Origin of the sequence: Microcoleus vaginatus PCC 9802 (genome assembly GCA_022701275.1) — a bacterium.
GTDB lineage: Bacteria > Cyanobacteriota > Cyanobacteriia > Cyanobacteriales > Microcoleaceae > Microcoleus > Microcoleus vaginatus_A.
The window spans coordinates 3,253,128-3,277,239 of the sequence record CP031740.1; the positions used below are offsets into that span (position 1 = coordinate 3,253,128).

A 24,112-nucleotide genomic window follows, 5' to 3' on the forward strand; every position below is an offset into this window, starting at 1 on the left:
TGCGTGAGCTCGCCAGTTTTGCCATTCAAATACAATTGTTTGGGATTGTCGGTGAGAATTTATACCCTTTGATTCAACAGGGGCAGCATCTGGGTAGAAGAACCCTGAAACGAATTTTTGCCTTTGATCGCATAGCTGCCCATCAAAAATAATTACATTGAAGCTAGGAAAAATACCGTACAGAAACCCACAGCTAGCAGTGTTTTTGGTTGCAAAAAATTGGTATGAACGCTCGCGATTCCTAGGATGATAGTTCCGAAAAATAAAAGACTTGGCACTAACAGCCCATCTCCCATAAACTTGCCACCAAAAAACATCAGGGCTATCTCAAAACCACATAATGCAGCTACCCAACTCCACCCAGCTAGCAACGATGCAGATAGTAGTCAATTCATTGCTACAGTAAGGGCGATCGCCATTGCTATTGCCCCAGGTGGTGCTGCATAATCGTACTGTCTGAAGGGAAGAAGAACAAACAAGACTAAAGCGCAAAACCCGCAAAAGCCAGTGCTAATCCACTAATTATTTCGTTCCCGTTCAGCATGGCGATGGGTTTTTAGATCACTAAAGTTAAGCGTTCATCTTCTGTTGTGATAGTAGCCGTTGAAAATTCCCCGCGGACTAAGGCCAGAAATTTTAACCGTAGGGTGCGCCACAAGAACCTTACCGCTATATTTAGGGGAGCGAACTAATGTGTGAACCAAGCGTGCTATCCCAGTTTCCCAAGGTGCAAGATTAACGATGACCGAAAGCACAACTTAGCCGGATCTGAAGGTGAAATTTTCAGAAAACCAGATTATTTAGGGTCGATCGACTTAACAAATTGTTGCACAGGCTGCGGTAGAGCCGGCACAAAAGTCTTTCTAAAACCCCTAACATCGAACACTCGCCACAAAATACCCACCGCTACCGTCAAGAAAAATAACGCTCCCAAAAAATTGAACACAGTAGAGAGAAAACCGTTACCCCTTTTTTTCGGAGGTGTAATATGTTTCATGCGATATACAGCCGGCTCGTAATCTCTCGACTCCTCGCGACTGCGCCGCGGCGTTTTGGGGCGCGAACTCGCACTGCGCTTCTCAGTCAAACCCGTTTTATTAGTTTTAGTAAAACTGCTGGCCGACTTCAATTCAGAAGCGCCGCGGGTTCCCGTTAACTTGCTAGCAGAAGCCCCCGTTTGGCCAACAGCAGCATCCTGAATTCTGCTGTTAGGGCGCTGAGTCGATTTGCGTTCGGCGAGGGTACGCATCAAACTTTGCAATTGCTGAGTCGCCGCCGGCGGGCGTTCCCCTTTCCTCGCCCAATTTAACAGCATCGCCCCGGTAATCCCGCAGAGATTCGTAGTGCCTACAGAAGCCAGCCGCTTCAGCAGAGGCTGGCTGTTGGACACAAAAATCACCAATGCCTCCGGGTGTTCCTGAGCCAAACCGTAAACGCACTGAGCCGTGGCCACCACGAGCATTGCTGGCTTGCTTTGATTTTTGATCGAAGGTTCGAGAGCTCGGTGTGTTTCCTGAGCGTCAGTTGCAATCCAGCCACTGTCGGCAAAAAATCGCATAAACTCTCTAGCTACTTGCTCTTGAGCTTTTTCCACCGCTTGCCCTGTCAGACGATCTATTTCGTCGTACACTACTTCCGGGATATAGCAAGTTCCCACCTTGGCATATTCTTGCCACACTTGGGTTCTGCCAGTCATTAAAACATCTGCATCAAAAGTTACTAATACAGGAGGAAGTTGATTAGCCATGACTTTATCCTATAGGCTCAGATAAGTTATTTAAACTTAATCGCTCAAGTTTAAACAAATTTTGGGTTATAAAAAAATCAACTTTTGGTAGTAGATAAATTGCCCTGGGCGGGGGTCTTAATTGGAAATTAGTAGTTAGGAACCCGATCGCCCTTCAGTTCCCCAGTTCGATCGCTCAATTCCAATATTCTACTAATTTACCGCAACCCAAGAGCCTATTACCAAAAACGCGCGGCTACTGTTAGTTCCCGATTCCCAGACGGCCCGCCAAAGCCGGAGTCAACGGCAACAGCGCAGCAATCATCAAGAACAAAGCTAGCAAGCCCAAAGCTGCGCGAGCGTCGTCAGGCTCAGTCAGCTCGTTGAGGCTCGGCCGCTCCAGATTTCGCTGTAAAATCAGAATCACGATCGCCCAATACAGAGCCAAAGGATTAACTAAAGAAACGATGGCCAGCACCACAAAAGTCGCCAAAGTAGTGCGACTGGCTATTTTCCGACCGTAGATGGCTTGCACAATTCTACCCCCGTCCAACTGTCCCGCCGGCATCAAATTAATCGCCGTTATTACCAAGCCCAACCAACCGATAACTACCAGCGGGTGAACGTCAACAATCTGCTGCTGCAACGCCGAACCCAAAACCACTTTTGCCAAAGTTCCCACCAAAACCGAGCCCTTGAAAAATTCTGCGGGAATTTGAAACAAACTGCCGGGGTGAGACAGCAGCAAACCCGTTACCAGCATTAGCAGAGAAACTATTCCCCCAGCCGCTGACCCGGCAAAAGCGATGTCAAACAAAACTTTACGGTTGGGCAGCAGCGACTCAAAACGGTCGATCGCTCCAAAACAACCTATCTGCAAAGTTGGTATAAAAAACGGCCAACTCAAGCGAACCTTGTACCGATTTGCCAGCACTCTGCGGGCAATTTCCCCAGAGCCTAAAACCGCCCAAATTCCGGCTGCAATTGGCAGAACTTCTACATATCTAGCCGGCGAGTTAAAGAAATCGAAACTTAGCAGCAAACCGCCTGTCTCTAAGCTAGTAGCAATTGTTGCCAGCAGCAGCACGACTGCTAGGATTTTTTGAGACACGGTTGTTGGCTGCGGGTCGTTGGTGCTGGGCAAGATAATAACTACGGGCTTGTCGTCCTGATTTTCTACTAAAAATAGGCGGTAGCGATCGTTTAATTTTTCTTCCAAACTTGCCGTCAAACGTGAGTGTACTTGTTCTGGGTCTCCCCGGAGATTGCCCTTCAAGATTACCCCATCTTGATAGGGAATCGTTTCTGTGGCAAAGAAAGTATCAATTCCAAAGATGCCTTTAATTGCCTTGAGGTCTTCAACTGGAACGGGAATAATTTGTAATTCATTATTCGCAGGCGACGAAGTGACGATTTTAATGGTTTCTGGGCCTGGTGTTCGCTGCGACTCAGGGGCCGAGAAAGCATCGCTTTGGGACTTTACCTCAGCAGCATCCGGGCGCGGCAGCACTGTATCCGATGCAGCCTTACGCAATTGCCGGCCCAGATAAATGTACAATCCCGTGGATGCCACGAGCAGCAACAATACCGCCACTAGATTGAGGTAAATTCCGGCGGCGAACAAACCAAAGAACAGCAGCCAGGGACTCATCAGCGCAACAGACTGCAACCAAGCCAAAATTCCCAGTTTGCCAAAAGGTCTGGCGCGATAAAATCCCCAACCCAGAATTCCCAGGGCAACCAATACGAGCGCAATTGTTGCCGTATTTTCCGATGCAACTATAGGCATTCCGGTTGCTTGCGCCAATAGGGGCTTTAATCGGTCGATCGCGCTGCGGTCGAGTAATAGCATTAAATTTTGGGGAATATGAAATAGAGTTGTTGGGAACATATCCAAACCTATCGGAAACTAGCCTGATTACTAAGGATAACCCCTGAGGGCTACTCGGCCCACAACCTGCTGCTGGTGCTGTTTGAACATCGCAGGAGCTATGCTATTGACACAATAGACTTTTTATGATACCACCTCGGCTGTGTCAAACCTCTACTCCGAAGGGTAGCAGTGTCGATCGCCCAGAAGCAGGCAGATGGGCCTGGGTTTGGCAGGCGGGGCTTTTTTAAGGATTTGTTTCGGATTCGGGCATCGGAAACCAATCCGAAGCAAATAAGATCTCAGCCGCTCTTTCCTTGGCGGTAGAAAGTGCTGAAACCCTTGATATCATTAAATTTGTGTAACGGGTACGGCAGGACTTGAACCTGCGGCTCGCTGCTTAGAAGGCAGCTACTCTATCCAACTGAGTTACGCACCCAACTCAAAAATCGCTAACAAGATTATTGTATCGGTGCAGTGTGCGATCGAGCAAGTAAATTATGTGATGACTTACGCAGAAACCGCTTTGAGCTACAAAAATATGGCGTGCAGTGCGATGGTTCGGGAAAAAAAACCAAGGTGATGAGAGTGTCTGTGCCTCCAAGACTGTATCTGACAAAAGCTGGAGGAACTCACCTGCCAACAGCACAATTGTAAATTTACAATCAAAACTAGGTAGGACGTGAACTCGGGTAAAGTATTTAGAGGTCGAGGTGAAACCCAACTATTTGGTCGATCGGATATCTCTCCCAATTAAGACGGAACTCAGACAGCACAAGAGTCACAGGTGCTTTTTCCCAGATTTCTATTGGTTATGTTAACATCCCGTAGTGGCAAAGCCTAAAACGCTGACGGCATTACCTAAAAACTAGAGCTCGTTCCCTGATTTTAGGTAGGAGTTGAGACAGAATGACTAATTGGCTGATGTTTAGTTATGTTTGCTAACATTCTGCTCGACTTGATATTTGATAAAAATGTGGTAGAACTAGGATTGAAAGACTCAGGTGAAAAGCCCTGATGGTACGGAGCCTCTATATAAGCTCCCTCTACGGCATCAAAGCAAAACAGTCAATCGCCCGCTCGGCACGAGCGCGAAAATCAAGCGTTGCCAGTACAGCAGTCGTAAATTGTGCGCGGGGGGTTTTCCTTCGTGCATTGATTTATACGCCCAGGCTGAGAGACAATCTCAGCTCAGATATTTGTTAGCATTTGTTAGCAAAAAAGTATCGGAACGCTTGAGGAGAGAACCATCTCTGGGTGATCGGGAGCAATCCTGCTAATTTAAGTGGACTCGCTGAATCAAGAATCCCTTCGCCTTTAGGCATCGGGAGTGTCAAAAGCACAGCACCTCGGCCATGACAGGAGTCAAATCGCAGTGTCATGTTTATTCTGAAACGGCAGGATGTTGAAATAACCAATTATCAACACCCAAAACGGGATCAACAAATTCCCATTCTCAATTATCAGGGGCAGACTTTTCGCCTGATCAGCGCCTTCAACGGCAAGCAAGCAGAAGACGCCAGAGCCTTGTGGCGGGACTTAACCGACAACCGAGGCAAAGCCTGTGTTCTGCTAGAAGAGCCGGATCGATATAGCGTCTGGGGAAAAGTCCGTTTAGATCAGCTTGCCGGTGAAGAACCGGCAGGTAATGAAGCAGCCAAAGCACCGCTGTTCGCGCAGGGTTGTCTGCTGCTGCTCCAAGCTGTTTACTTCGATGTAGAAGACCTCTTAGGCGCAAGGCAAGCCACATCGTTTCAGAAAGATATCGCCAAGGTATTTCAGCAGGGAAACTTCCCCCAGGCAGACTCCCCTGATGCGATCAAAAATTGGCTAACCGTTAGTCCCTTGCAAAATCACAAGGTGCCTGCTTGGCAAGAGCAGCATCTCAAAACCTTATTGCAAGAACTCCACCGTTTGGGGAAATCATATTTTGGCAATACGGACTTCGCTGAGGGAGTCAGCGATGTGCTGCAAGATATGCCAGGCCCGGATCGGACTCAGTTTCTAGATTGGCTGAAACAATCAGCCCTCAACAAATTGTGGATCGCAGGATAGAAAATCTTTGACAATTGCTCAGACAATTGGACTGAGAGAATTTAGCTTAGATAATTGCACTGTAGGGGGTAGGGGATATACAGGGTGGATTGCCAACTTGTATTGATCAACCAAATTGTTGATTCGGTTTGGATGCCACCTATGGTCTGGCAATTTAACTAAGTTTCGATCGCAGTCCCCACCCAGAATTATTGATATGAGTGGGGGGTGTGAAAGTAAAAAAACAGATACCTCAACCTTTGATGGTAGAATTTCAGAGATAGATTGGGTACTGTAAAAACCTTAATGGTTGAGACATATACCGTATTTCTATCATTATATTTCCGGGTACAAGATCGACTAACGACTAATTTATTGAATTAGTAAATAGATATTATTCTTGCTTAGTCTTTCTAGAGTGTACGAGGGCGAAAGTCCCGACGACACACTGAGGACGCCAGTTATTCCGGAAGCGTCAGATCGAGGTTTTTTAAGGTTTTTTGGCGAAAGAATCCTCATCTCCAATCAAAGATTGAGATGGGGTGCGTTCAACCGCTAGTTAGGTCTCGTGGAATCCCTATGAGTAGCACTTCAGAAAAGTCATCTACATCTTCATCTTTACTGTCAGCTCAGACCCTAGTGATTGCGGGCATTGTCTGGGCTGTCATGGCGCTGCTGTTCTTTTTGCTGTTCAGCGTCCCCCTCTCTGCTGAAGAGGGTTTACCTCTTTGGTACTCGATCGGCACTTATATTTTTGAATGCGGAGCATACTTCGGAGCGGCTTTAGTCTGTTTTAGAAACTGGCAAAGCCCCCACATGGTCAGTGGGCGCAACGTCTGGCTGGGTATAGGTCTGGGGATGCTGTTTTATTTCATAGCCGGCGTGCTGTTCGGGATTTGGGAACTCTATTTCGGGTTAGACCCGGACGTGTCTCCTGCAGATGCGTTTTATCTGGGCAGCTATGTGGTACTGATCGGGGGCATGGTTGTAGCTGTAACTTCCAAACGGCTGAATCTAGAAATTTGGCAGTGGGGTTTGTTAGCGGGAATTGCAGCCTTCGGGATTGCTGTAGCTATATGGGTTGCTGCACCTGACTCTTGGAGGGCCCAGCTAGGAATGGCTCCGGCAGCCACTCAAGAAGTAGTGACAGAATCTGAACCAGCAACCGCTGCCACAGGAAGAGCGCCTGCTTTGGACAATTCGTCCAAGATACAGCCAAAAGCAGCCGCGACCGATGCTGCATCAGCACCCGAAGAAGAAGAAGCAGAAATCAAAGCTCCCGGATGGGTGATGGCACTGGACAAGCAACTGGCGCCTTACAAAAATGCAATCAATTTGTTTTACATCGTCGGGGACGTTTTTCTGCTGATTATTGCTACTGCATTGCTGCTGGCATTTTGGGGAGGACGTTTTTCCCAATCTTGGAGAATGATTGCCGCTGCAACTTTTTCGCTTTACATCGCAGATATGTACTTTAAATGGCGCGATACTCAGGCTGAGGGTAGTTATCAAAGTGGCAGTTTGCTGGAAGTCTTTTTTGTTTTCAGTGCCATCCTGTTTGGGATTGGAGCTATCTTGGAACATGACATCTCAACCCGTTCTCGCCAGAGCAGGCGCAGTCGTCGCGCAGCCTAGCGATTTGATATTGGGGTTGCTTTGGCAAGCGATGGGGAAGCGAAAGCTTTTTTGCCCTTGTCGGCATCTGTGAGCTTGAAATTGAAAATGAAAAATCAAAGTTCGCTGACTGCTAGCCTGCGTCTTTTCACGTCTTTTTGCTGGGAAACTTGGCATGACGCCTACAAAACTCTCCGATTCAGACAAACGCGAACTCATCAGGCTGTACCGACAGTCAAACGAGAATACTATCACTCTGGCAAAGCGCTACGGAGTGAGCAGTTCGACTGTGAGGCGCATCCTTCAGGGTGCTTTGTCGGAGCCGGAATACGAATTTCTAGTGCAGCAAAAACAAAAGCGTTTGTCCGATCGCAGCAGTGTTTCTGAAGCGACAGAGGCGACTACTGAGTCGTCGGCAGATGGCGAAATCGATCCTGTAGCTGTCCCCCTGTCGGAGCCAGTCCCTGTCCAGCCGTCTGCCTCACATTCGAGACCGACGATCCGAAAGCGTTCTGAATCAGTCCCTAAACCAGTTGCAGAACTCGAAATTCGAGGGAATGCAGAGTCGGATTTGGATGTCTCTGATGTGCCAGATGCCGCAGCAGCCCATGTTGCCGATCCAAGCCACCGCGCTGTTGTGACTGGTGAACTAAAGGCAATGCTTCCAGCAGAAGGGCTGCTGGCAGGTGAAGACTTTAGGGATTTCGAGGACGACGACGAGGATGAGGATGATGATGAGGAGGATGAAGACGATTTAGATGACGACTTCGACGAAGATGTAGAGGATGAAGACTCTCTGTTTGAAGGCAGTCTCCTGGGTTCACTATCGTCGGGCGAGTTGATCGAGCTTCGGGGTACAGGACAAATTCAAGTTTTGCCTTTAAGCCAAGCATCTCTGCCCAAAATTTGTTATTTGGTGGTCGATCGGGCAGCGGAGTTAATCACCAGACCTCTAAAAGCTTTTGGCGAACTGGGCCAAATTCCGGCGGCGGAAATTCGCGAGAAAACCCTGGCAGTGTTTGACAATCACCGAGTGGCCCGCCGATTTGCTACTCGCAATCAAAGGGTTTTCAAGATTCCTGACAGCAGTATCCTGCAAAAAGCAGCGCCTTATTTGCGAGCTAAGGGAATTACTCGGCTGCTGATTGACGGTCAGGTATATTCCCTCTAAGGGATCAAATCTATTTAATATGGTACGCTGTCGGATTCTTCTGGATTTGCCTGAAATTTAGGACGTGAGTTTTGGGAATCTGAAATGTTCCACAGCGGTTGCAGTAGCGCACCTCCGAGCACTCCTGCACTCATGCTCATTGCCAATACTACTCCTACGGGCAGTTGTATCGATTGAAAAAAGATAAAGTTTAATGATACTGGGGCGGCGTTTTGCACTGAGATAATGCCGATCGCGCTTACTAACATTGCTACTAAAAAACTAATAGCGAGCAGAGGAATTGTTTTCATAAACGGTTGACAGGCTAATAATTTAACTTATATACTTGTTTTATAATTGAAATATGTGTTAAATTTTAATTTTTGCAAACACCCCATTATATAATAATGTACAATAAGATTAGGGGAAAAGTCAAGTAGAGACGGAAAAAATAGAGAATTTTTTTTAATTAATTAAAAATTTAACAAACATAAATAAATTTACACTTCCCAAACTTAAACAAATCCAAGTGTATTGCAAATATATAACTGACCCAGCAGTATCGATGATTAATGTTCATAGGCTTTCCCACAGTTATCAAAAATACGTAAGGTGCGCCAAGCGCACCTCACAATCCCAAGCGCTAGGGGAAAAACCCCGGTTGGAATAGGTAGAAATTTAAACAGGTTCTAACTGGGAAATTACCTTTTCCATGTGTTGGGCAACTTGGCTTTCTTTTTCCACAGAATTGGTTTCCATGTAAACGCGCATCAAGGGTTCGGTTCCCGAAGGCCGCAGCAGTACCCAGCCACCGTCTTCAAGATAAAGTTTAATTCCGTCTTTGCGGCCGATTTCCTTAACGCCAATACCTGCTATTTCTGTGGGGGGATTCTTGGTAAAAGATTCCAAAACGGCTGCTTTGTGGGCTTCTTCTAGGTGCAAGTCCAAACGTTTGTTGTACAGGGGGCCGTCGGCTTCTTTAATGGCTTCTTCGACTAGCTGAGACAGCGGTTTGCCTTCATAGGCGATCGCCTCAGCAACTAGCATATCAGCCAAAATCCCGTCTTTTTCGGGAATGTGACCCAAAACGCTCAAACCGCCAGATTCTTCGCCACCGATGAGTACCGCAGTTTCCCGCATTTTTTCACCGATGTATTTAAAGCCGACTGCGGTTTCGTAGATTGTTAAACCGTACTTGGCGGCCAAATTGTCCAGCAAGTGGGTAGTTGCGACTGTACGGACGATCGCCCCTGTCAATCCTTTATTCTTAACCAAGTGACGCGCCAGCAGCAACAGTACAGTATTTGGAGTCAAGACATTTCCCAACTCGTCAACAATACCAAAGCGATCGCTGTCGCCATCGGTAGCTAAACCCAAATCCGCCGAATCCTTCTTAACAGCTTCCACCAACTCAACTAACTGTTCCCCCTTGGGTTCGGGCATTCCGCCCCCAAACAGCACGTCGCGGTAGGTATGAAAACTTTCGACATCGCAGCCGCAGTGTTCCAAAACGCCGTCGAGATAGCCGCGAGAAGTCGAGTAGAGAGCGTCGTATTTCACCTTCAACTTAGCAGAGCGAATCCGCTCCACATCGATCAAAGTATAAAGAAACTTCAGATATTCGGGTTTCGGGTCAAAACTGGAGATTTTATCGTTGTGGCTGCCTTTGGCTGGGGCATCAGAAGCACCAGCAATATTTGCCACAATTGTATCAGTAATTTCCGGGGTTGCCGGGCCCGCGTAGTCGGGGATGTATTTGATGCCACAGTAAGGTGCGGGATTGTGCGAAGCCGTGAACATCAGGGCTCCTGCGGAGTTGAGATGCTTGGCGCTGTAGGCGATGACTGGTGTGGGGCAATCTCGATCGACCACTTTCACCGTCCATCCCAAATCTGCCAATACTTCAGCCGCCGTGCGGGCGAACTCGTCTGCCAGAAAGCGGGTATCGTAGGAGACTAGAACTGGGCGGTCTTTTGGGTAAGCGGTTTCTAGGTAGCTGGCGATCGCCCGAGTGACTTTTCGCACGTTGGCAAAAGTAAAGTCATGGGCAATCAGTCCTCGCCACCCATCGGTTCCGAACTTAATTTCAGTTGAATTGCTGCTAGCGCTCATTTTATCCACTTCCTCTCGTCCTACTAATCCTACCCGAAGCCATAGCCTTAAAGACGTACTGGCGGTGCTGTTTGTGAGGATTGATCGCCCGTGGGACCCGCATCAACGTCATCCTATCGTTGTAGAGACAGGCTTCGGCCTCCGGGAGAGGACTCGAAAAACTCAGAGTTGGCCAAATGTGGGAGTGATCGGGCTAGTCAGTCGCTAATTCCGGTTGTGAAGGGTCGTTTGCGGATCAAATGGACGACGATCAATTGCGGGCCATCGGGGAAGCTAAAAAACCGATCGCAAAAAACGGTCCTGGCAATGGCCTCAACGAAATGCACATAAATCTGATTCTCATCTCAAATTTAATTTTTTATTTAGAAAAGCCGATCATTAAATTTGTTAGGGTTTCCTAACAATCGCCAGACTCAAAATACATTTCTAATTCAGCTATAGAAATAAATTAACTAAAGTCACCCCTAGATCGTGCTGTAGCCTAGCTTCTTAAAGAGATTAGGGCGCTCAACCAAAGCGCTCCAAAAAAGATAAGGTATTTTAAGCGGCAGTTTTTTTTAAGCAGACTTAACTTTAATTCTCAGCTTTTAAGACAAATTAAATTTATTTCCAGCCTTCTTTATACGTCAAAAAAATAGATTAGGGTCGCGATCACAGGGTGATGGTGATCGATCGCACAATAAATAACGTTATTAACGTGCAGCTTATAAAAGATGCAGACAGTCGAGCCAAATGGCTTATAGCTTTAAGCGTAATGGCTGATGACTGTCAGCGTACAAATGCAGAAAATTGTAGTTAACAACGTTAAAAATTAGGGGAATCGATCGGGTGCGACTTAATAAAAAAACGAGGTTTATCATGACGGGTATTTCACAAATATCTTCAAAATCTTTACCAGCAGCCGACCAACTTCAACAGGGCGCAAGTCAGGCGTCCCAAGGTATTACCGGAGCGGACACTGACCAACTCCCAAAAGCTAAAGGGGCCAGCGTTTCTTCCTTCGCAGTTAGCTGGGCAAAAAAATATTACAGTAGCGTTGCCACACGAGAGAACCAAGCGGCACGCCAAATTCTCCCAAGCCTGGATTTAAGTAATTTTGAGGGAAATAGAGCCCCAATAGTTGACAAATTGACAGATACCCTGAAATTAGCCAGCGAGATAGCTTGGAGTAGAGTAGAAGCTCTTTTAGGGAAACAAATAGAGAGGCACGCGATTGATAAGAGCTTAATTAATCCTTTAGAAATTTCCGCCGACACTCGTACCTTATATCAGAAAGCAATAGACGCTTATGCGGATAGAGAACCTGTTTTCCGCTTGTCAGTGCTGGTGGGAAAAGATATTATCAAAGTGAGGCGAAAATACTCAGAGACAGATCCGTTAGTGCTGGGATTTGTGACAATGGAGTTTCAATACACTAGCAAAATCTTGTTAGGATGTCTTTCGGAGTCAGAGCGAGGGGAATTTGCGCCCTACTTAAAAGTTGTAGACGACTACCTGCACATTCCCTACGGAGAGATTAACGAGGCTGCCGCGAATCAGCCCCCGAATTCAAGAGCTCTATTAGCCGTTCAGCATTTGTTGCAGCACACGACTCAGATTGCTAGTGCAGTGTACGAGCGAGCTAGTTCCCAGCATCAAGGATACCGCAGCAGCAGCGGGTATTTGAGCGATCGCGAGGTAAAAATTTCTGGTATCCGGGATGTCGAGATTTTTCAAAGCTATTTGTGCTGGTGCGTTTTGGAAGGTAGCATTCACCCGGTACAGCAAGAATTGTTTCCAATTTGCGTGATGTTGTACCCGAAACTTCATGTAAGTTGGGAGTTAGTGCAGGATATGCTGCTGATTTTATTTTGGGAAATATGCGAGCGGCTTCCTGCTGAAGATTTAACGGTATTTGTACCTTACTTGCGTACTGTGACTGAGATGTTTTCTAGCGATGTGTTTGAAAATTAGATAATTGGAAATGGGGAATTGGAAATTGGGAATTGCCTCAAATTTACCAATTGCCTATTTAAAACTAAAAGCTGCGACTGCCAAACATCCCCAACCAGCAATAAAAGCAACTCCCCCCAGTGGCGTAATTGCACCCAGCCATTTGATGTCGCTCAAACTCAGGGCGTACAAACTGCCTGAAAAGATGATTGTGCCGGCAATAAAAGCCCATCCAGCCACTGCAAAAAAGGTTTGAGACTCTTGGGCGCGGCTCAAGAGTAAAGCGACGAGTAATAAAGCTAGGGCATGGTACATTTGATATCGGGCGCCGGTCTCAAAAATGGTTAAAGCTCGATCGCTCAATTGATTTTTCAAAGCGTGGGAGGCGAAGGCACCGCCTGCAACGGATAAACCTCCGAATACGGCCGCCGCTGCTATAAAAATGCGAATTAAAATTAGCGTTGACATAATATTTATTGAATTAAGAAGAAGGAAGAAGGAGGAGGGAAAAACATCTAATTGTTGATATCGAATGTGCGCGGTGCGTGCCTTACTTGTCATTGCGAGCCTCTGGGAAGCAATCGCATACTAGAGATGTTCACTAGCCTAACTCTGGGAAGGGAAGGTGCGCGGGGCGCACCCTAGGGTGATGAGAAATTAGCTTTTTTGCAGATATTTATAACCTATTTCCGCACAGCTTCCAGCAAGCGAGAATAGTAAAAGCTAGTGCTAGTCATCGCTGTTCTGTTAATAACAAAACCATTGTTTTCTAGGATTTTGATAATATCAGCTTCACGGTGCTGGTAAGCTCGGGTAGTTTTGCTCGGACCGGGGAAAAGTTCACCAATTTTTTTGAGGGCGGTGAGTGCTAAAGTTTTGGGTGCAAAACTAAGAATTAGTCGCGATTCGGCGATCGAACTTAGGTGAGCGATCATTTCTGCAGCCTTATTTTGAGGATAGTGGATTAGCACATCCAAACAAATCACTGTGTGGAATTTGCCCGTTAAAGCTTCCAAATCTTGGGCTGCGAAGGAGATGTTGTAGAGTTTGCCGGGAACTGCGGTCGATCGATCATAAGCTTCTGCTACCATCTTTTCAGAGATATCGCTAGCGCAAACAATTGCCCCAGCGTCAGCCAGAGGAATGCTCAGAGAGCCTACACCGCAGCCAGCATCACAGACACAAAGCCCGGGCAAATTGCCGTCAGCTTGCAGCCAGTTGATGACTGTATCCACCGTTTTCTGGTGGCCGGTGCGGATGTCTAGCTGAACTTTATTGACTTTGCCCTCGCCGTAAATTCGCTGCCAGCGATCGAATCCCGTCGAGTTAAAATACTGTCTAACTATAGTCTTGTCGTCTACCAAATTCATCGATCTGCCTGCTGCTGAATTATTGCCAACGGTTAGATATTATATAGCAATCCGGTTCGGAAAATGTGCAACTTCCAACAACCGATTTTAGATTGGCGATTTTAGATTTTAGATGAAAACGGCATATCTAAAATCTAAAATCTATTGGGTAATACCAGTTGGCCGATTCCCACTTTTTCACTTCTTTAATCTAGAAGGGTATAACAGGCTAAAAGAGTCGATGCCAAGTCAATTCCTTTGTCGCCACATTTAAATTCCAGCGCAACAATTGAGTTGCCGATTTGCCAATAATTCCCGAAATTCCGATCGCCCTTCTCGGAGATTCAGTTGCCAGGGCGATCGCACTATCGGCATCGCAAATCCCCCACTCCACCAAATTCTGCACTCCCGCCAACAGCGGCAGAGTTGTACCCGCCAAAGTAGCAGATTCCAGGGGCGAGTGGTAATCTAATCTGACCCAAGCTGTACCTTTTCTGACTTCAATTTGTCGGGAATCCCAAGGATAAACACCGTCAGGCAAACCCAAAGGAGCCAAAGCATCGCTCACTAAAAAAACGCCTGTTTCGTACCTGCCAGCACGCAGGAAAAAATCAATCATTGTCGGAGAAACGTGCTTGCCGTCCGCAATTAAACCACATTTTACGCCCGGATAAACAATCGCCGCTCCCAACAAACCCGGTTCTCGGTGGTGCAAACTCGGCATCGCATTAAAAGCGTGAGTTACCATTGAAGCTCCCCGAGCAAATGCTTGCTGGGCTTGCTCTGCCGTCGCTTGGGAGTGTCCGAGACTGACGGAAATTCCCAAACTTTGCAAATAGGGAATGACTTCGCCAGTGCTGTCTAACTCCGGCGCTAAAGTAATTATTTTGACAATATCGGCACAATCTCCTAAAACTTGCTTGACATTTTCTATAGTTAGCGGTAATAAAAACTCAACTGGGTGAGCTCCTCGCTTCAGAGGGTTGAGAAAAGGCCCTTCGAGGTGAACGCCGAGAATTTCCGCTGTTTTGGGTTTAATTGTTGCGGGAGCAGCGGTTTGTACAGTGCGGATATAATCAGCTATAGTCGAGAGCGATCGCCTAAACTTATCCAGCGAAGTTGTCACCAAAGTCGGCAAAAAAGCATCGACTCCCTGATTCCACAAAAATTGACAAATTTTCGGCAACATTTCAATATGCTTGCTTTCTAAATCAGGAAAAGCAAAACCGAGGGCGCCGTTAATCTGCAAGTCAACACCGCCTAGAGAAAGCCAATCGCCTCCTACATCAAGCACTTGCAAATCGGGAGGACAAATCCGTTTAAATACGGCATCCATCGGCCAAACTTCTTGAATGATGCCCGTTTCGTCAATAGCAAGCATCTGCAAATCCTTGCAACCGGGGAGGCGAACATTGAGAATATCTATGGGGGCGGCAGTTGGGGTTGTGGCTTCAGTCATCCGATTTTAGATTTTAGTTTTTAGATTTTAGGTTTTATATTCGCTACGGATAAATCCGGTGGCTGGCGATGATGAGGGGCAGCTTTTTGCTGGCTGCACGGCTGCTCAGAGTGCGGCTGGTGGCAAAATTGCTTTTAAGGGTCAGTTTTGGTACAAAATATCTAAATTTGAGTTAACGCAATCATTTAAAATTAGCATTTATCTGAAATCTGAAATCGGAAAATTGCATGAATCAAGCGACAGTTGGAATTATTATGGGTAGCGATTCGGATTTGCCAACCATGAAAGATGCGATCGCAGTTTGCGAAGAATTCAGTGTTGCTTGCTCCGTGGCGATCGTCTCGGCGCACCGTACCCCTGATCGCATGGTGGAATACGCCCAAACCGCGCACCAACGAGGCTTGAAAGTCATTATCGCAGGAGCCGGGGGAGCGGCGCACCTCCCGGGTATGGTAGCATCTTTAACGCCCTTGCCAGTAATTGGCGTGCCTGTACCAAGCCGCCACCTGCAAGGGGTAGATTCGCTGTATTCGATCGTGCAAATGCCAGGGGGGATACCCGTAGCAACAGTGGGGATCGGCAACGCTAAGAATGCTGGCTTGCTGGCAGTTCAGATACTGGCAGCTCATCAGCCGGAATTGCTAGAGCGAGTCTTGCATTACCGCAAAAATTTGTCCGAATCTGTACTGAAAAAACAAAATCAACTAGAAGAGCTAGGCTATCATAACTATCTCAATCTCAACAAATAATTCCTAAACTTTTGTAGTAAGATTGGAAAGTTTTCCGAATATTGCTGAGCTTACTAGCCGTAAAGAGGGTAAAAGTGATTAAAATGACTGTCGGAAAGAAAAAGTCGAAACAACTCAGGCAGGATGCTTTAAATTTGCCAGCAGCTAAATTTTTTACGAAAGTCAACAGGTTGAAGAAGTTACAACGGGCGATCGCCCGCCTCACTCCAAGTTGGCAAGCCTGCATACCTTTAGCTGCAATCATCGTCTTGGTGTGGGGATATGCGGCGGTAGCCCAAACAGCTCCCGCGCCAACCACCGAGGAACAATTAGCAAGCCTTAAGGTGGGCATGGATACCATGTGGGTCATGGTTGCTGGGATGCTAGTGTTCTTTATGAACGCCGGTTTCGGTATGTTGGAAACCGGTTTTTGCCGCCAAAAAAATGCAGTCAACGTGCTCTCCAAAAACTTGATTGTTTTTGCGCTTGCTACGATCGCATATTGGGCGATCGGCTTTGCCTTAATGTTCAGCGACGGCAACGGTTTTATAGGCACCAGCGGCGGATTTTTTCTGTGGAATGTAGCCGACAACAGCCCCGCCACAGGAGAGGCTTATCAAGGCATTTTCGACTCGCTTAACTGGACGGGAGTCCCCCTCAACGCTAAATTCTTTTTCCAGTTAGTTTTTGCGGGAACTGCTGCGACGATCGTTTCTGGAGCCGTTGCAGAGCGGATTAAATTCCTTGAATTCTTAATTTTCAGCTTGCTGCTAGTAGGCATTGCTTACCCAATTACCGGACACTGGATTTGGGGCGGCGGCTGGCTGGCAAAAGCAGGCTTCTGGGATTTTGCCGGTTCGACAGTGATTCACTCGGTAGGCGGTTGGGCTGCTTTGATGGGAGCGGCATTTTTGGGGCCGCGGATCGGCAAGTACCGCGACGGCGATACTGTGGCGATGCCGGGACATAATATGAGCATTGCCACCCTGGGCTGTTTGATTCTGTGGTTGGGTTGGTTCGGGTTTAATCCCGGTTCGACAATGGCAGTCGATCCAAATGCGATCACCCATATTGCGCTCACCACCAACACTGCGGGTGCCTTCGGGGGAGTTGCTGCAACCATTACTGCTTGGCTGTACCTTGGCAAACCCGACCTTTCGATGATTATCAACGGCATCCTCGCCGGCTTAGTCGGGGTAACAGCTAGCTGTGCTTGGATCAACCTGCCCAACTCTGCCATTATTGGCACAATCGCCGGCATCCTGGTAGTTTTCGCCGTAACTTTCTTCGACAACTTGAAAATTGATGACCCTGTAGGCGCAACTTCAGTTCACTTAGTCTGTGGCATCTGGGGAACTCTGGCAGTGGGCTTGTTTGCTGACGGGCCTACAACTGGACTTTATACCGCAGGCCCCGCAGCCGGATTGCTTGTGGGCGGAGGTTTCGGTCAACTCTGGAACCAGTTGGTCGGCATTATCTCTGTAGGCGGGATGACCGTGCTGCTGAGTACGATTTTTTGGATGGCACTCAAAGCTTTGCTGGGTATCCGCGTTTCTGCTTTAGAGGAGGCTGAAGGTTTGGATATCGGCGAACACGGGATGGAAGCTTACACCGGGTTTGTGAAGGAAACGAGCTTCGATAACAGAAGTGAGAGCGGCTACGGCGGTTATGGTGGGGGTTCTGGGGGAAGGACTAACAAACTGTAGAGCGTGCGAAGAGATCGCTCAATTCAGCTTTCGTGTCCTAGATTAGCTATTTATCAGCTAATTCACCCCTTTATTCAGAAAAACCCGAATCTGAAATAGCCGCCAACTTATGGCTGTCTATCGTTGTGCTCGCGTTTCAATCTTCAATGCGAACGCGGGCATATTTTTATTTTTAGTTAACGTTTAAGGGCTGACATATGGCGCTGCACAATTGGAGGATGATTATTGTGGGGTGTCTCGCCTGCTGTGAAAATACACGCCTTCGGGGTCAGGGGCCCATCCCACAAAAAAAATCAAAATCATGCCACTATTATGCAACGCCTTACATATAGTAGTTTCCGATTGCATGAGATGTGCGCCGGTAATTGGTAATTGGGAATTGAGAATCTGTAAATGACGAGCTTTGTAAACTGGTGTATTGATTAGAGTTTATCGCCAATTGCTTTAAGTTCTTCAAGGATGCGCTTGTTCTTGGGATTCCTGCTGCCATCAAGGCGGGCGGAGACAACAGTGATTATTTCTAGTATATCTTTACCTAAATCCTCGTCACAGGTAGCATTTTCGGTTTGATTTATAATCACTACCTCTGTCCCAAAGTGTTCGCACAAATTAAAAATTAGTTCACAACCAAATCTCAGCAGTCTGTCTTTGTGAGTTAATACCAGCCTTTCTACTTGATTGTCTGCGATCGCCCGAATTAGATGTTGTAAACCCCGCTTACTGTAATTAACCCCAGAACCCACATCATCAATGATTTGGAATTGCCAGCCGTGAGATGCACAAAACAATTCCAAAACTTGTTTTTGTCTGTCTAAATCATCTTTTTGGTCGTGGCTGCTAACCCGAGCGTAAGCTATGGTTAAAGCGCCGTTGGGTTTTAAGCCGAGAAGATGAGCTAGGTCATACCGTCTGTGACCGTTAGCCGTGCGTTCCGGTATTAGCTTGCCTTCGGCTTCCCACCTGCGTAAGGTGGAAGCGCTCACACCTTTAATTTTGGCTGCTTCAGTTATAGTTAATTTTTTCATTTTTGGATTTTAGCATCAGAACTGAGTAAGTTCGATCACTTTTAGATATATTTTTGTGGAGTGCAGCAGCTTTGACAAATCCGATTGCGGTGCAAGAAAGTTTGGTAGGCAGATTTTTTATGGTAAAGTAGTGCGAAAAAGCAAAGTTCTGCATCGCCGCCCTTGCCCAACACAGCACAGTGCTTGATTCTTACAAGAATTGAGGCTTTAATTGAGCGGTAAAATTTGATGCAGCAATGAGTGCAAATTATTCGGTGTGAAGCCTGCAAATAGCTTGAGTTTATGGAGAAGTTTGGAGGAGGTAGCAGAAGTAGAACTCATAAATCCCTCTTAGGGATGGAAGTTAGCCGATCGAAAGCTGTTCCGGTTTGGGCTTTGCTATCTTTGGTGACGAACGGGGTACTGATATTCACACTTGCTCAACTACTCCTGGGGGGACACAACTTGACAGAAAGCTTCCAGGCGAATGATGCGGTGACGGCAGAAGGCGCTGAGGAACAAATTGACCAACCGGTGAGCTCTGCAAACCCAGTGCTAGACGTGCCTGTTCCAGGACCGCGACATAAATGGACTTACCAGCAGTGGGTGATGCAGTTGGGTCGCGAAGCTGAGGCGGTGGCTGCGAATCGACCCTCAAGACTGAGTGTTTTGGCTGGGGATTCTCTAAGTATGTGGTTTCCGACGAAGCTGTTACCGGTCGATCGATTTTGGCTGAATCAAGGGATTTCCGGGGAGACTTCGGTGGGTTTGCTGAAGCGGTTGCAGTTGTTCGATCGAACTGTGCCGGATACGGTGTTTGTGATGATCGGGATTAACGATTTGTTGCGGGGGACCAGTGACGAAGGGATTTTGGACAACCAGCGGCAGATTATTCGCGATTTGCGGTGGGCTCACCCCAAAGCACAAGTGGTTGTGCAGTCGATTTTGCCCCACAGCGGGGAACAAGCTACTTGGGAAAATCGCGATCGCCTGTTGGCGATTCCTAACAGTCGGATTAGGGCAATAAATCGACGGCTGAAAGAAATTGCTAGTTCTGAAAATGTTTTGTATCTGGATTTGTACCCGCTGTTTGCGGATGCTGAGGGCAATTTGCCAACCGAACTCAGCACAGACGGCTTGCACCTTAACGATCAAGGTTATCTGGTTTGGCGATCGGCCCTGCAACTGTTCGATCAGATCCAGTTGAAAAATGAGTCATGAGTCATCCGTTTTAAAGATAAAGGATAAAGTAACATTCTCCCCAACTCTCCCCCCCTCCTCCTCCCACTCTCCCCAACTCAAAACTCTCCCCCTATCCTCCACTCGCCCTCCCCAATTACTCTGCTGTCACCGGCTATGTCAAGTAACGGCGGATAGATTAAGAAATATGATACTTAGCTATTTAGTATAGGCTGATACAGAATAACTGTTGGTACAAATGGTGCAATCCAAAAGGCATAGACCGTTGGATTGAGTGTGGACGAATTTAGATGAGTCCGGCTATAGGAAGTCGGGGGGTTGAGGATTGGGGAATTATCTATTGAAGATTTGTTCCGCTAAAACAGGGACTTAAAACCAAATAACTATTGCATCTAAAATCCTCGCATCTAAAATCGGCTCGGTCTTCCCTGAAAATTGCTGAGTATGAGAAGGTACAACTAACGTGATCAAAAAAAGTTTAACGATCGGCATCATGGCGCTGTGGCTGTTAAGCGTACCGCTAACGGACAATGCCTTCGCTCAAGATGCTGCTGGTGCTGCTGCTGCGGTGGCGCCGAATCCGATCGACACCGGCGATACGGCCTGGATGTTGGTCTCCTCAGCACTGGTATTGCTGATGACACCGGGACTGGCCTTTTTCTACGGGGGACTGGTGCGATCGCGCAACGTCCTCAACACCATGATGATGAGCTTAGTCATGATGGGAGTCATCGGCGTCACCTGGACGCTGTGGGGCTACAGTTTGGCTTTTGATGTCACCCGCAGCAACCTCAATGATAAAGGGTTTGCCCAAGGACTCGAAACCTTCATCGGCGGCTTGGACTGGATGTTCTTGAACAACGTCACGGCGGACACACCAGATCCGATCGGCTACGCACCGACAATACCCCACCAAGTCTTCATGGTTTACCAGATGATGTTCGCCATCATCACTCCAGCTTTGATTTCCGGGGCGATCGTCGAACGGGTAACATTTAAAACCTATTTCTGGTTCGTGCTGCTGTGGTCTACCTTCATCTACTCTCCTTTAGCCCACTGGGTTTGGGGTAGAGGCTGGCTGCAGGCGATCGGATCTCTGGACTTTGCCGGCGGCACCGTCGTACACATCAGTTCCGGTGTTTCTGCCGTGGTCGCAGCTTGGATGATCGGGCCCCGCAAAGATCACTTGAACAAGCCCCACACCCCCCACAACGTACCCTACGTCTTGCTGGGAATTGGCCTGTTGTGGTTCGGCTGGTGTGGCTTCAACGGCGGTAGCGCTTTGGGATCTGGTTCTTTAGCAGCAGTGGCTTTTGTCACCACGATGATTTCTGCAGCAGCCGGCGGTTTAACTTGGACAATTGTGGAATGGGTGCTCAGAGGCAAACCCACAGCAGTGGGAATTGCTAGCGGTTTCCTCGCGGGATTGGTGGGAATCACACCTGCGGCTGGATTCGTGTTTCCAGTGGGAGCGCTTTTGATCGGATCGATCACTTCGGTTTGCTGCTTCTTTGCCGTTAGTTTCCGGGCTAAGCTGGGATTTGACGACTCTTTGGATACCTTCCCGATTCACGGCGTCGGCGGAACTATAGGCGCGATTCTGACTGGCGTGTTTGCGACTAAAGCGGTTAACGCTGCCGGAAATGACGGGCTGTTTGCCGGGAATCCGGGGCTAATCGTGACCCAGCTTGTAGGCATTCTAGCTACTTACCTGTTTGCGGCTGTGGGCACTTTTGTGATCCTGAAAATTTTGGGGCAGTTTATGGAACTGCGAGTGCCGTTATCTGCTGAAGACCAAGGTTTGGATATCGGCGAGCATGGGGAAGAAGCTTACGGTGAGGATTTTGCCGGCGGTTTCAGTTCGTTTGAATCGGGTTCTCCTTTTGCACCGAAGAAGGTTTGAAGCTGATTTTCTGAATAAGTTCGATCGTGTAGAGACTCAGCTATCTGGGTCTCTATGCTTTTTTTAAGTTTTTTTTTAACGAACCGCGAAGGCGCGTTAGGCGAAGCCGCGCGTAAGCGCTAGAGCGCGAAGAAGGAAGAGGAAGAAGGGTTAAGATGAAAGTATGATTCGTTTGATGCCTTCTTTGAGGAGGGGAACGTTGAAGTTGATCAGAAGGCCCAAGCTGTTTTTGGTCATTTTAAGATAAGAGATAACTTGGGCTTCGTGGATGAGAGCTAGCTTTTCTACAGCTTTTAGTTCGACAATGAGGATATCGCCAACCATAAAGTCTAATTGACCTTCGCCGACTTGATGACCTTTGTAGGTGATTGCTACTGGCTTTTTAGGGTGACAAGCTATCCCCCACATCCGAAATTCAACTTCTAAGGATTCCTGATACACTGATTCTAAAAATCCTGGCCCCAAAAGCCGATGCACCTCAATAGCCGCCCCAATCACTCTATAAGCCAACTGTTCTACCTGTTCGCCCAATTGTCTCATTCTTCTTTCTTCTTCCTTCGCGTTCTTCGCGTCTTCGCGGTTCATTCCTTCTTCCCTCTCATGTGTCGATCGTATAAATAGCATATCTCCTCTTCACTACTGAACCCATAATCCCGATCGCACCCCAAGCATTCTAAAATCAAAGGTAATTAACCTAGATTTCAACTCGATACCGCATGGATACTAAAGCTTTTAAACGATCGCTCCAACAGTCTGAAAACTACCACCGCAAGGGTTTCGGACACGAAGCTGAGGTAGCTGGGGTGATGCAGACGGCTTATCAAAGCAGTCTGATCCAGCAAATTCGCGACAATAATTACAGGCTAGAACGCGGCGCAGTTACGATCCGGTTGGCTCAGGCTTTTGGGTTTTGCTGGGGGGTGGAACGCGCTGTAGCTATTGCTTACGAGACTCGCCAACATTTCCCGTCAGAACGGATTTGGATTACTAATGAGATTATTCACAATCCGTCTGTAAATCAGCATTTGCGGGATATGGAAGTTGGTTTTATTTCTGTCGAGAAGGGACAGAAAGATTTTTCGGTTGTCGATAGCGGCGATGTGGTAATTTTACCAGCTTTTGGAGCAAGCGTCCAAGAAATGCAGTTGCTTAATGATAAGGGCTGCAAGATTGTTGATACTACTTGTCCTTGGGTTTCTAAGGTTTGGAATACTGTTGAAAAGCACAAAAAGAGGAATTATACTTCGATTATTCACGGTCAATACAAGCATGAGGAAACTGTTGCTACGAGTTCTTTTGCTGATAAGTATTTGATTGTATTGAATTTCCAGGAAGCTGAATATGTCAGCAATTATATCTTGCACGGGGGCGACCGCGATGAGTTTATTGCTAAATTTAGCAAGGCTTATTCGGCTGGTTTTGACCCAGATGTGGATTTGGAAAGTGTTGGTATTGCTAACCAAACTACTATGCTCAAAACTGAGACAGAGAACATTGGCAAGTTATTTGAAAAAACGATGATGCGGAAGTTTGGACCTGAGAATTTGAACGAGCATTTTCAGAGTTTTAATACTATCTGCGATGCGACTCAGGAACGCCAAGATGCTATGTTGAGTTTGGTTGAGGAAAAGTTGGATTTGATGCTGGTGATTGGGGGTTTTAATTCTTCTAATACTACGCATTTGCAGGAAATTGCGATCGACAAAACTGTTCCTTCTTATCACATTGATTGTGCGGAGCGCATTTTACCGGGAAATCGGATCGAACACAAGCCTTTGGGGGGAGATTTGGTCGTAACTGAAGGTTGGCTACCGGATGGTAAAATTGTGGTGGGCGTGACTTCTGGTGCTTCTACGCCTGATAAGGTTGTTGAAGATGCGATCGATCGAATTTTGGCGATGAAAGCCGCTGCGGTTGTCTAATTATATTGTTTCTGCACTGCACTGGGAATCATAATTTTCTCAGTGCAGCACTTGCGTGATTCCTCGCTGGTGACATCGCTCGATCGCTCTCACGTAAGCCAATAGAGTATAATTCCGATATAACCGGATTTGAGATTCAACTAATTTCAACCCATTAATTCTCCGCAGTTACCCGATTGATCGCATTTCTGATACTATTTACCCGCGCCATCGTTCCTGTGAATTTTCCCCCTGCGTCCAACAGATTATTTATTAAATAAAATATTAAAAATTCGCCTTTTTTTTGCGGTAAAAAGCTTGACGGGGCTGGCTTGATAAGGTATTATTTAATAATGGGAATGTGGGCAAAGTTCAAATTTATGTTGCCACTCCTATTATTTAAATAATACCCCAAAAATCAACT

The 24,112-nt window shown here is 47.1% G+C and carries 20 protein-coding genes and 1 tRNA gene; 11 read left to right on the forward strand and 10 right to left on the reverse strand.

Annotated features, from left to right (window positions below):
* Nucleotides 1-246: 246 nt before the first annotated feature.
* Nucleotides 247-447, forward strand: a complete 201-nt coding sequence (locus D0A34_13200) for a hypothetical protein (protein ID UNU19702.1) — start codon at nt 247-249, stop codon at nt 445-447.
* A 349-nt stretch (nt 448-796) separates the two neighbouring features.
* Here the strand turns inward: D0A34_13200 and D0A34_13205 are convergent, their stop codons facing one another.
* The 3 genes from D0A34_13205 to D0A34_13215 form a co-directional block, all read right to left on the reverse strand.
* Nucleotides 797-1,747: a hypothetical protein gene (locus tag D0A34_13205; protein UNU19703.1), complete on the reverse strand. Its 951-nt coding sequence runs from the start codon at nt 1,745-1,747 to the stop codon at nt 797-799.
* A 241-nt stretch (nt 1,748-1,988) separates the two neighbouring features.
* Nucleotides 1,989-3,617, reverse strand: coding sequence for a site-2 protease family protein (locus D0A34_13210; GenBank protein UNU19704.1), 1,629 nt, complete (start codon nt 3,615-3,617; stop codon nt 1,989-1,991).
* 344 nt (nt 3,618-3,961) lie between these two features.
* Nucleotides 3,962-4,035 (reverse strand) — tRNA-Arg (locus D0A34_13215).
* 941 nt (nt 4,036-4,976) lie between these two features.
* On the opposite strand from D0A34_13215, the gene D0A34_13220 reads away from it, so the two are divergent.
* From D0A34_13220 to D0A34_13230, 3 genes are all read left to right on the forward strand, one after another.
* Nucleotides 4,977-5,651 carry a hypothetical protein gene (locus D0A34_13220; protein UNU19705.1) on the forward strand — a complete coding sequence of 225 codons (675 nt, stop codon included), beginning with the start codon at nt 4,977-4,979 and terminating at the stop codon, nt 5,649-5,651.
* Nucleotides 5,652-6,209: 558 nt separating this feature from the next.
* A complete protein-coding gene (locus D0A34_13225; GenBank protein ID UNU19706.1) occupies nt 6,210-7,265 on the forward strand; it encodes a hypothetical protein in 1,056 nt (351 codons plus the stop codon).
* Nucleotides 7,266-7,419: 154 nt separating this feature from the next.
* Nucleotides 7,420-8,415: a hypothetical protein gene (locus D0A34_13230; protein UNU19707.1), complete on the forward strand. Its 996-nt coding sequence runs from the start codon at nt 7,420-7,422 to the stop codon at nt 8,413-8,415.
* Nucleotides 8,416-8,429: 14 nt separating this feature from the next.
* On the opposite strand, the gene D0A34_13235 is transcribed toward D0A34_13230, so the two are convergent.
* Complete coding sequence (locus D0A34_13235) at nt 8,430-8,705, reverse strand: LapA family protein (GenBank protein UNU19708.1); 276 nt, start codon at nt 8,703-8,705, stop codon at nt 8,430-8,432.
* A 367-nt stretch (nt 8,706-9,072) separates the two neighbouring features.
* Complete coding sequence (locus D0A34_13240; GenBank protein UNU19709.1) at nt 9,073-10,506, reverse strand: phosphoglucomutase/phosphomannomutase family protein; 1,434 nt, start codon at nt 10,504-10,506, stop codon at nt 9,073-9,075.
* A gap of 858 nt (nt 10,507-11,364) precedes the next feature.
* Between D0A34_13240 and D0A34_13245 the strand changes: the two genes are divergently transcribed.
* Nucleotides 11,365-12,459, forward strand: coding sequence for a hypothetical protein (locus D0A34_13245; protein UNU19710.1), 1,095 nt, complete (start codon nt 11,365-11,367; stop codon nt 12,457-12,459).
* Between the two features lie 54 nt (nt 12,460-12,513).
* On the opposite strand, the gene D0A34_13250 is transcribed toward D0A34_13245, so the two are convergent.
* The 3 genes from D0A34_13250 to nagA form a co-directional block, all read right to left on the reverse strand.
* Entirely contained in the window at nt 12,514-12,906 is a 393-nt protein-coding gene (locus tag D0A34_13250) for a DUF423 domain-containing protein (GenBank protein UNU19711.1), read from the reverse strand.
* A 215-nt stretch (nt 12,907-13,121) separates the two neighbouring features.
* Complete coding sequence (locus tag D0A34_13255; protein UNU19712.1) at nt 13,122-13,808, reverse strand: magnesium protoporphyrin IX methyltransferase; 687 nt, start codon at nt 13,806-13,808, stop codon at nt 13,122-13,124.
* Between the two features lie 208 nt (nt 13,809-14,016).
* Nucleotides 14,017-15,246: an N-acetylglucosamine-6-phosphate deacetylase gene (nagA, locus tag D0A34_13260; GenBank protein UNU19713.1), complete on the reverse strand. Its 1,230-nt coding sequence runs from the start codon at nt 15,244-15,246 to the stop codon at nt 14,017-14,019.
* Nucleotides 15,247-15,304: 58 nt separating this feature from the next.
* On the opposite strand from nagA, the gene D0A34_13265 reads away from it, so the two are divergent.
* The 3 genes from D0A34_13265 to amt all read left to right on the forward strand — a co-directional run bounded on the left by D0A34_13265 (nt 15,305) and on the right by amt (nt 17,680).
* Nucleotides 15,305-15,508 (forward strand): hypothetical protein, encoded by a 204-nt coding sequence (locus D0A34_13265; protein UNU19714.1) that lies wholly within the window; start codon nt 15,305-15,307, stop codon nt 15,506-15,508.
* Complete coding sequence (gene purE, locus D0A34_13270; GenBank protein ID UNU19715.1) at nt 15,474-15,995, forward strand: 5-(carboxyamino)imidazole ribonucleotide mutase; 522 nt, start codon at nt 15,474-15,476, stop codon at nt 15,993-15,995. The genes D0A34_13265 and purE overlap by 35 nt, the downstream gene beginning before the upstream one ends.
* Before the next feature lie 83 nt (nt 15,996-16,078).
* The gene (gene amt, locus D0A34_13275; GenBank protein ID UNU19716.1) at nt 16,079-17,680 is read left to right on the forward strand and encodes an ammonium transporter; all 1,602 of its coding nucleotides are present in this window, start codon (nt 16,079-16,081) and stop codon (nt 17,678-17,680) included.
* 422 nt (nt 17,681-18,102) lie between these two features.
* Here the strand turns inward: amt and D0A34_13280 are convergent, their stop codons facing one another.
* Nucleotides 18,103-18,705: an IS607 family transposase gene (locus tag D0A34_13280; protein ID UNU19717.1), complete on the reverse strand. Its 603-nt coding sequence runs from the start codon at nt 18,703-18,705 to the stop codon at nt 18,103-18,105.
* Nucleotides 18,706-18,987: 282 nt separating this feature from the next.
* Between D0A34_13280 and D0A34_13285 the strand changes: the two genes are divergently transcribed.
* Nucleotides 18,988-19,905, forward strand: a complete 918-nt coding sequence (locus D0A34_13285) for a GDSL family lipase (protein UNU19718.1) — start codon at nt 18,988-18,990, stop codon at nt 19,903-19,905.
* Between the two features lie 547 nt (nt 19,906-20,452).
* The gene (locus D0A34_13290; GenBank protein ID UNU22280.1) at nt 20,453-21,787 is read left to right on the forward strand and encodes an ammonium transporter; all 1,335 of its coding nucleotides are present in this window, start codon (nt 20,453-20,455) and stop codon (nt 21,785-21,787) included.
* Nucleotides 21,788-21,937: 150 nt separating this feature from the next.
* Here D0A34_13290 and D0A34_13295 read toward each other — a convergent pair whose 3' ends face one another.
* Nucleotides 21,938-22,372: a GxxExxY protein gene (locus tag D0A34_13295; GenBank protein ID UNU19719.1), complete on the reverse strand. Its 435-nt coding sequence runs from the start codon at nt 22,370-22,372 to the stop codon at nt 21,938-21,940.
* Nucleotides 22,373-22,503: 131 nt separating this feature from the next.
* On the opposite strand from D0A34_13295, the gene D0A34_13300 reads away from it, so the two are divergent.
* Complete coding sequence (locus tag D0A34_13300) at nt 22,504-23,709, forward strand: 4-hydroxy-3-methylbut-2-enyl diphosphate reductase (protein UNU19720.1); 1,206 nt, start codon at nt 22,504-22,506, stop codon at nt 23,707-23,709.
* Nucleotides 23,710-24,112: the final 403 nt, after the last annotated feature.

Coding starts and splice junctions, on each gene's coding strand:
- D0A34_13295 (UNU19719.1), bottom strand. CDS start 22,372: ATGAACCGCGAAGACGCGAAGAACGCGAAGGAAGAAGAAAGAAGAATG.
- D0A34_13205 (UNU19703.1), bottom strand. CDS start 1,747: ATGGCTAATCAACTTCCTCCTGTATTAGTAACTTTTGATGCAGATGTT.
- D0A34_13235 (UNU19708.1), bottom strand. CDS start 8,705: ATGAAAACAATTCCTCTGCTCGCTATTAGTTTTTTAGTAGCAATGTTA.
- D0A34_13200 (UNU19702.1), top strand. CDS start 247: ATGATAGTTCCGAAAAATAAAAGACTTGGCACTAACAGCCCATCTCCC.
- D0A34_13245 (UNU19710.1), top strand. CDS start 11,365: ATGACGGGTATTTCACAAATATCTTCAAAATCTTTACCAGCAGCCGAC.
- D0A34_13300 (UNU19720.1), top strand. CDS start 22,504: ATGGATACTAAAGCTTTTAAACGATCGCTCCAACAGTCTGAAAACTAC.
- D0A34_13280 (UNU19717.1), bottom strand. CDS start 18,705: ATGAAAAAATTAACTATAACTGAAGCAGCCAAAATTAAAGGTGTGAGC.
- D0A34_13225 (UNU19706.1), top strand. CDS start 6,210: ATGAGTAGCACTTCAGAAAAGTCATCTACATCTTCATCTTTACTGTCA.
- D0A34_13255 (UNU19712.1), bottom strand. CDS start 13,808: ATGAATTTGGTAGACGACAAGACTATAGTTAGACAGTATTTTAACTCG.
- D0A34_13230 (UNU19707.1), top strand. CDS start 7,420: ATGACGCCTACAAAACTCTCCGATTCAGACAAACGCGAACTCATCAGG.
- D0A34_13250 (UNU19711.1), bottom strand. CDS start 12,906: ATGTCAACGCTAATTTTAATTCGCATTTTTATAGCAGCGGCGGCCGTA.
- amt (UNU19716.1), top strand. CDS start 16,079: ATGACTGTCGGAAAGAAAAAGTCGAAACAACTCAGGCAGGATGCTTTA.
- D0A34_13285 (UNU19718.1), top strand. CDS start 18,988: ATGGAGAAGTTTGGAGGAGGTAGCAGAAGTAGAACTCATAAATCCCTC.
- D0A34_13240 (UNU19709.1), bottom strand. CDS start 10,506: ATGAGCGCTAGCAGCAATTCAACTGAAATTAAGTTCGGAACCGATGGG.
- D0A34_13220 (UNU19705.1), top strand. CDS start 4,977: ATGTTTATTCTGAAACGGCAGGATGTTGAAATAACCAATTATCAACAC.
- D0A34_13210 (UNU19704.1), bottom strand. CDS start 3,617: ATGTTCCCAACAACTCTATTTCATATTCCCCAAAATTTAATGCTATTA.
- nagA (UNU19713.1), bottom strand. CDS start 15,246: ATGACTGAAGCCACAACCCCAACTGCCGCCCCCATAGATATTCTCAAT.
- purE (UNU19715.1), top strand. CDS start 15,474: ATGAATCAAGCGACAGTTGGAATTATTATGGGTAGCGATTCGGATTTG.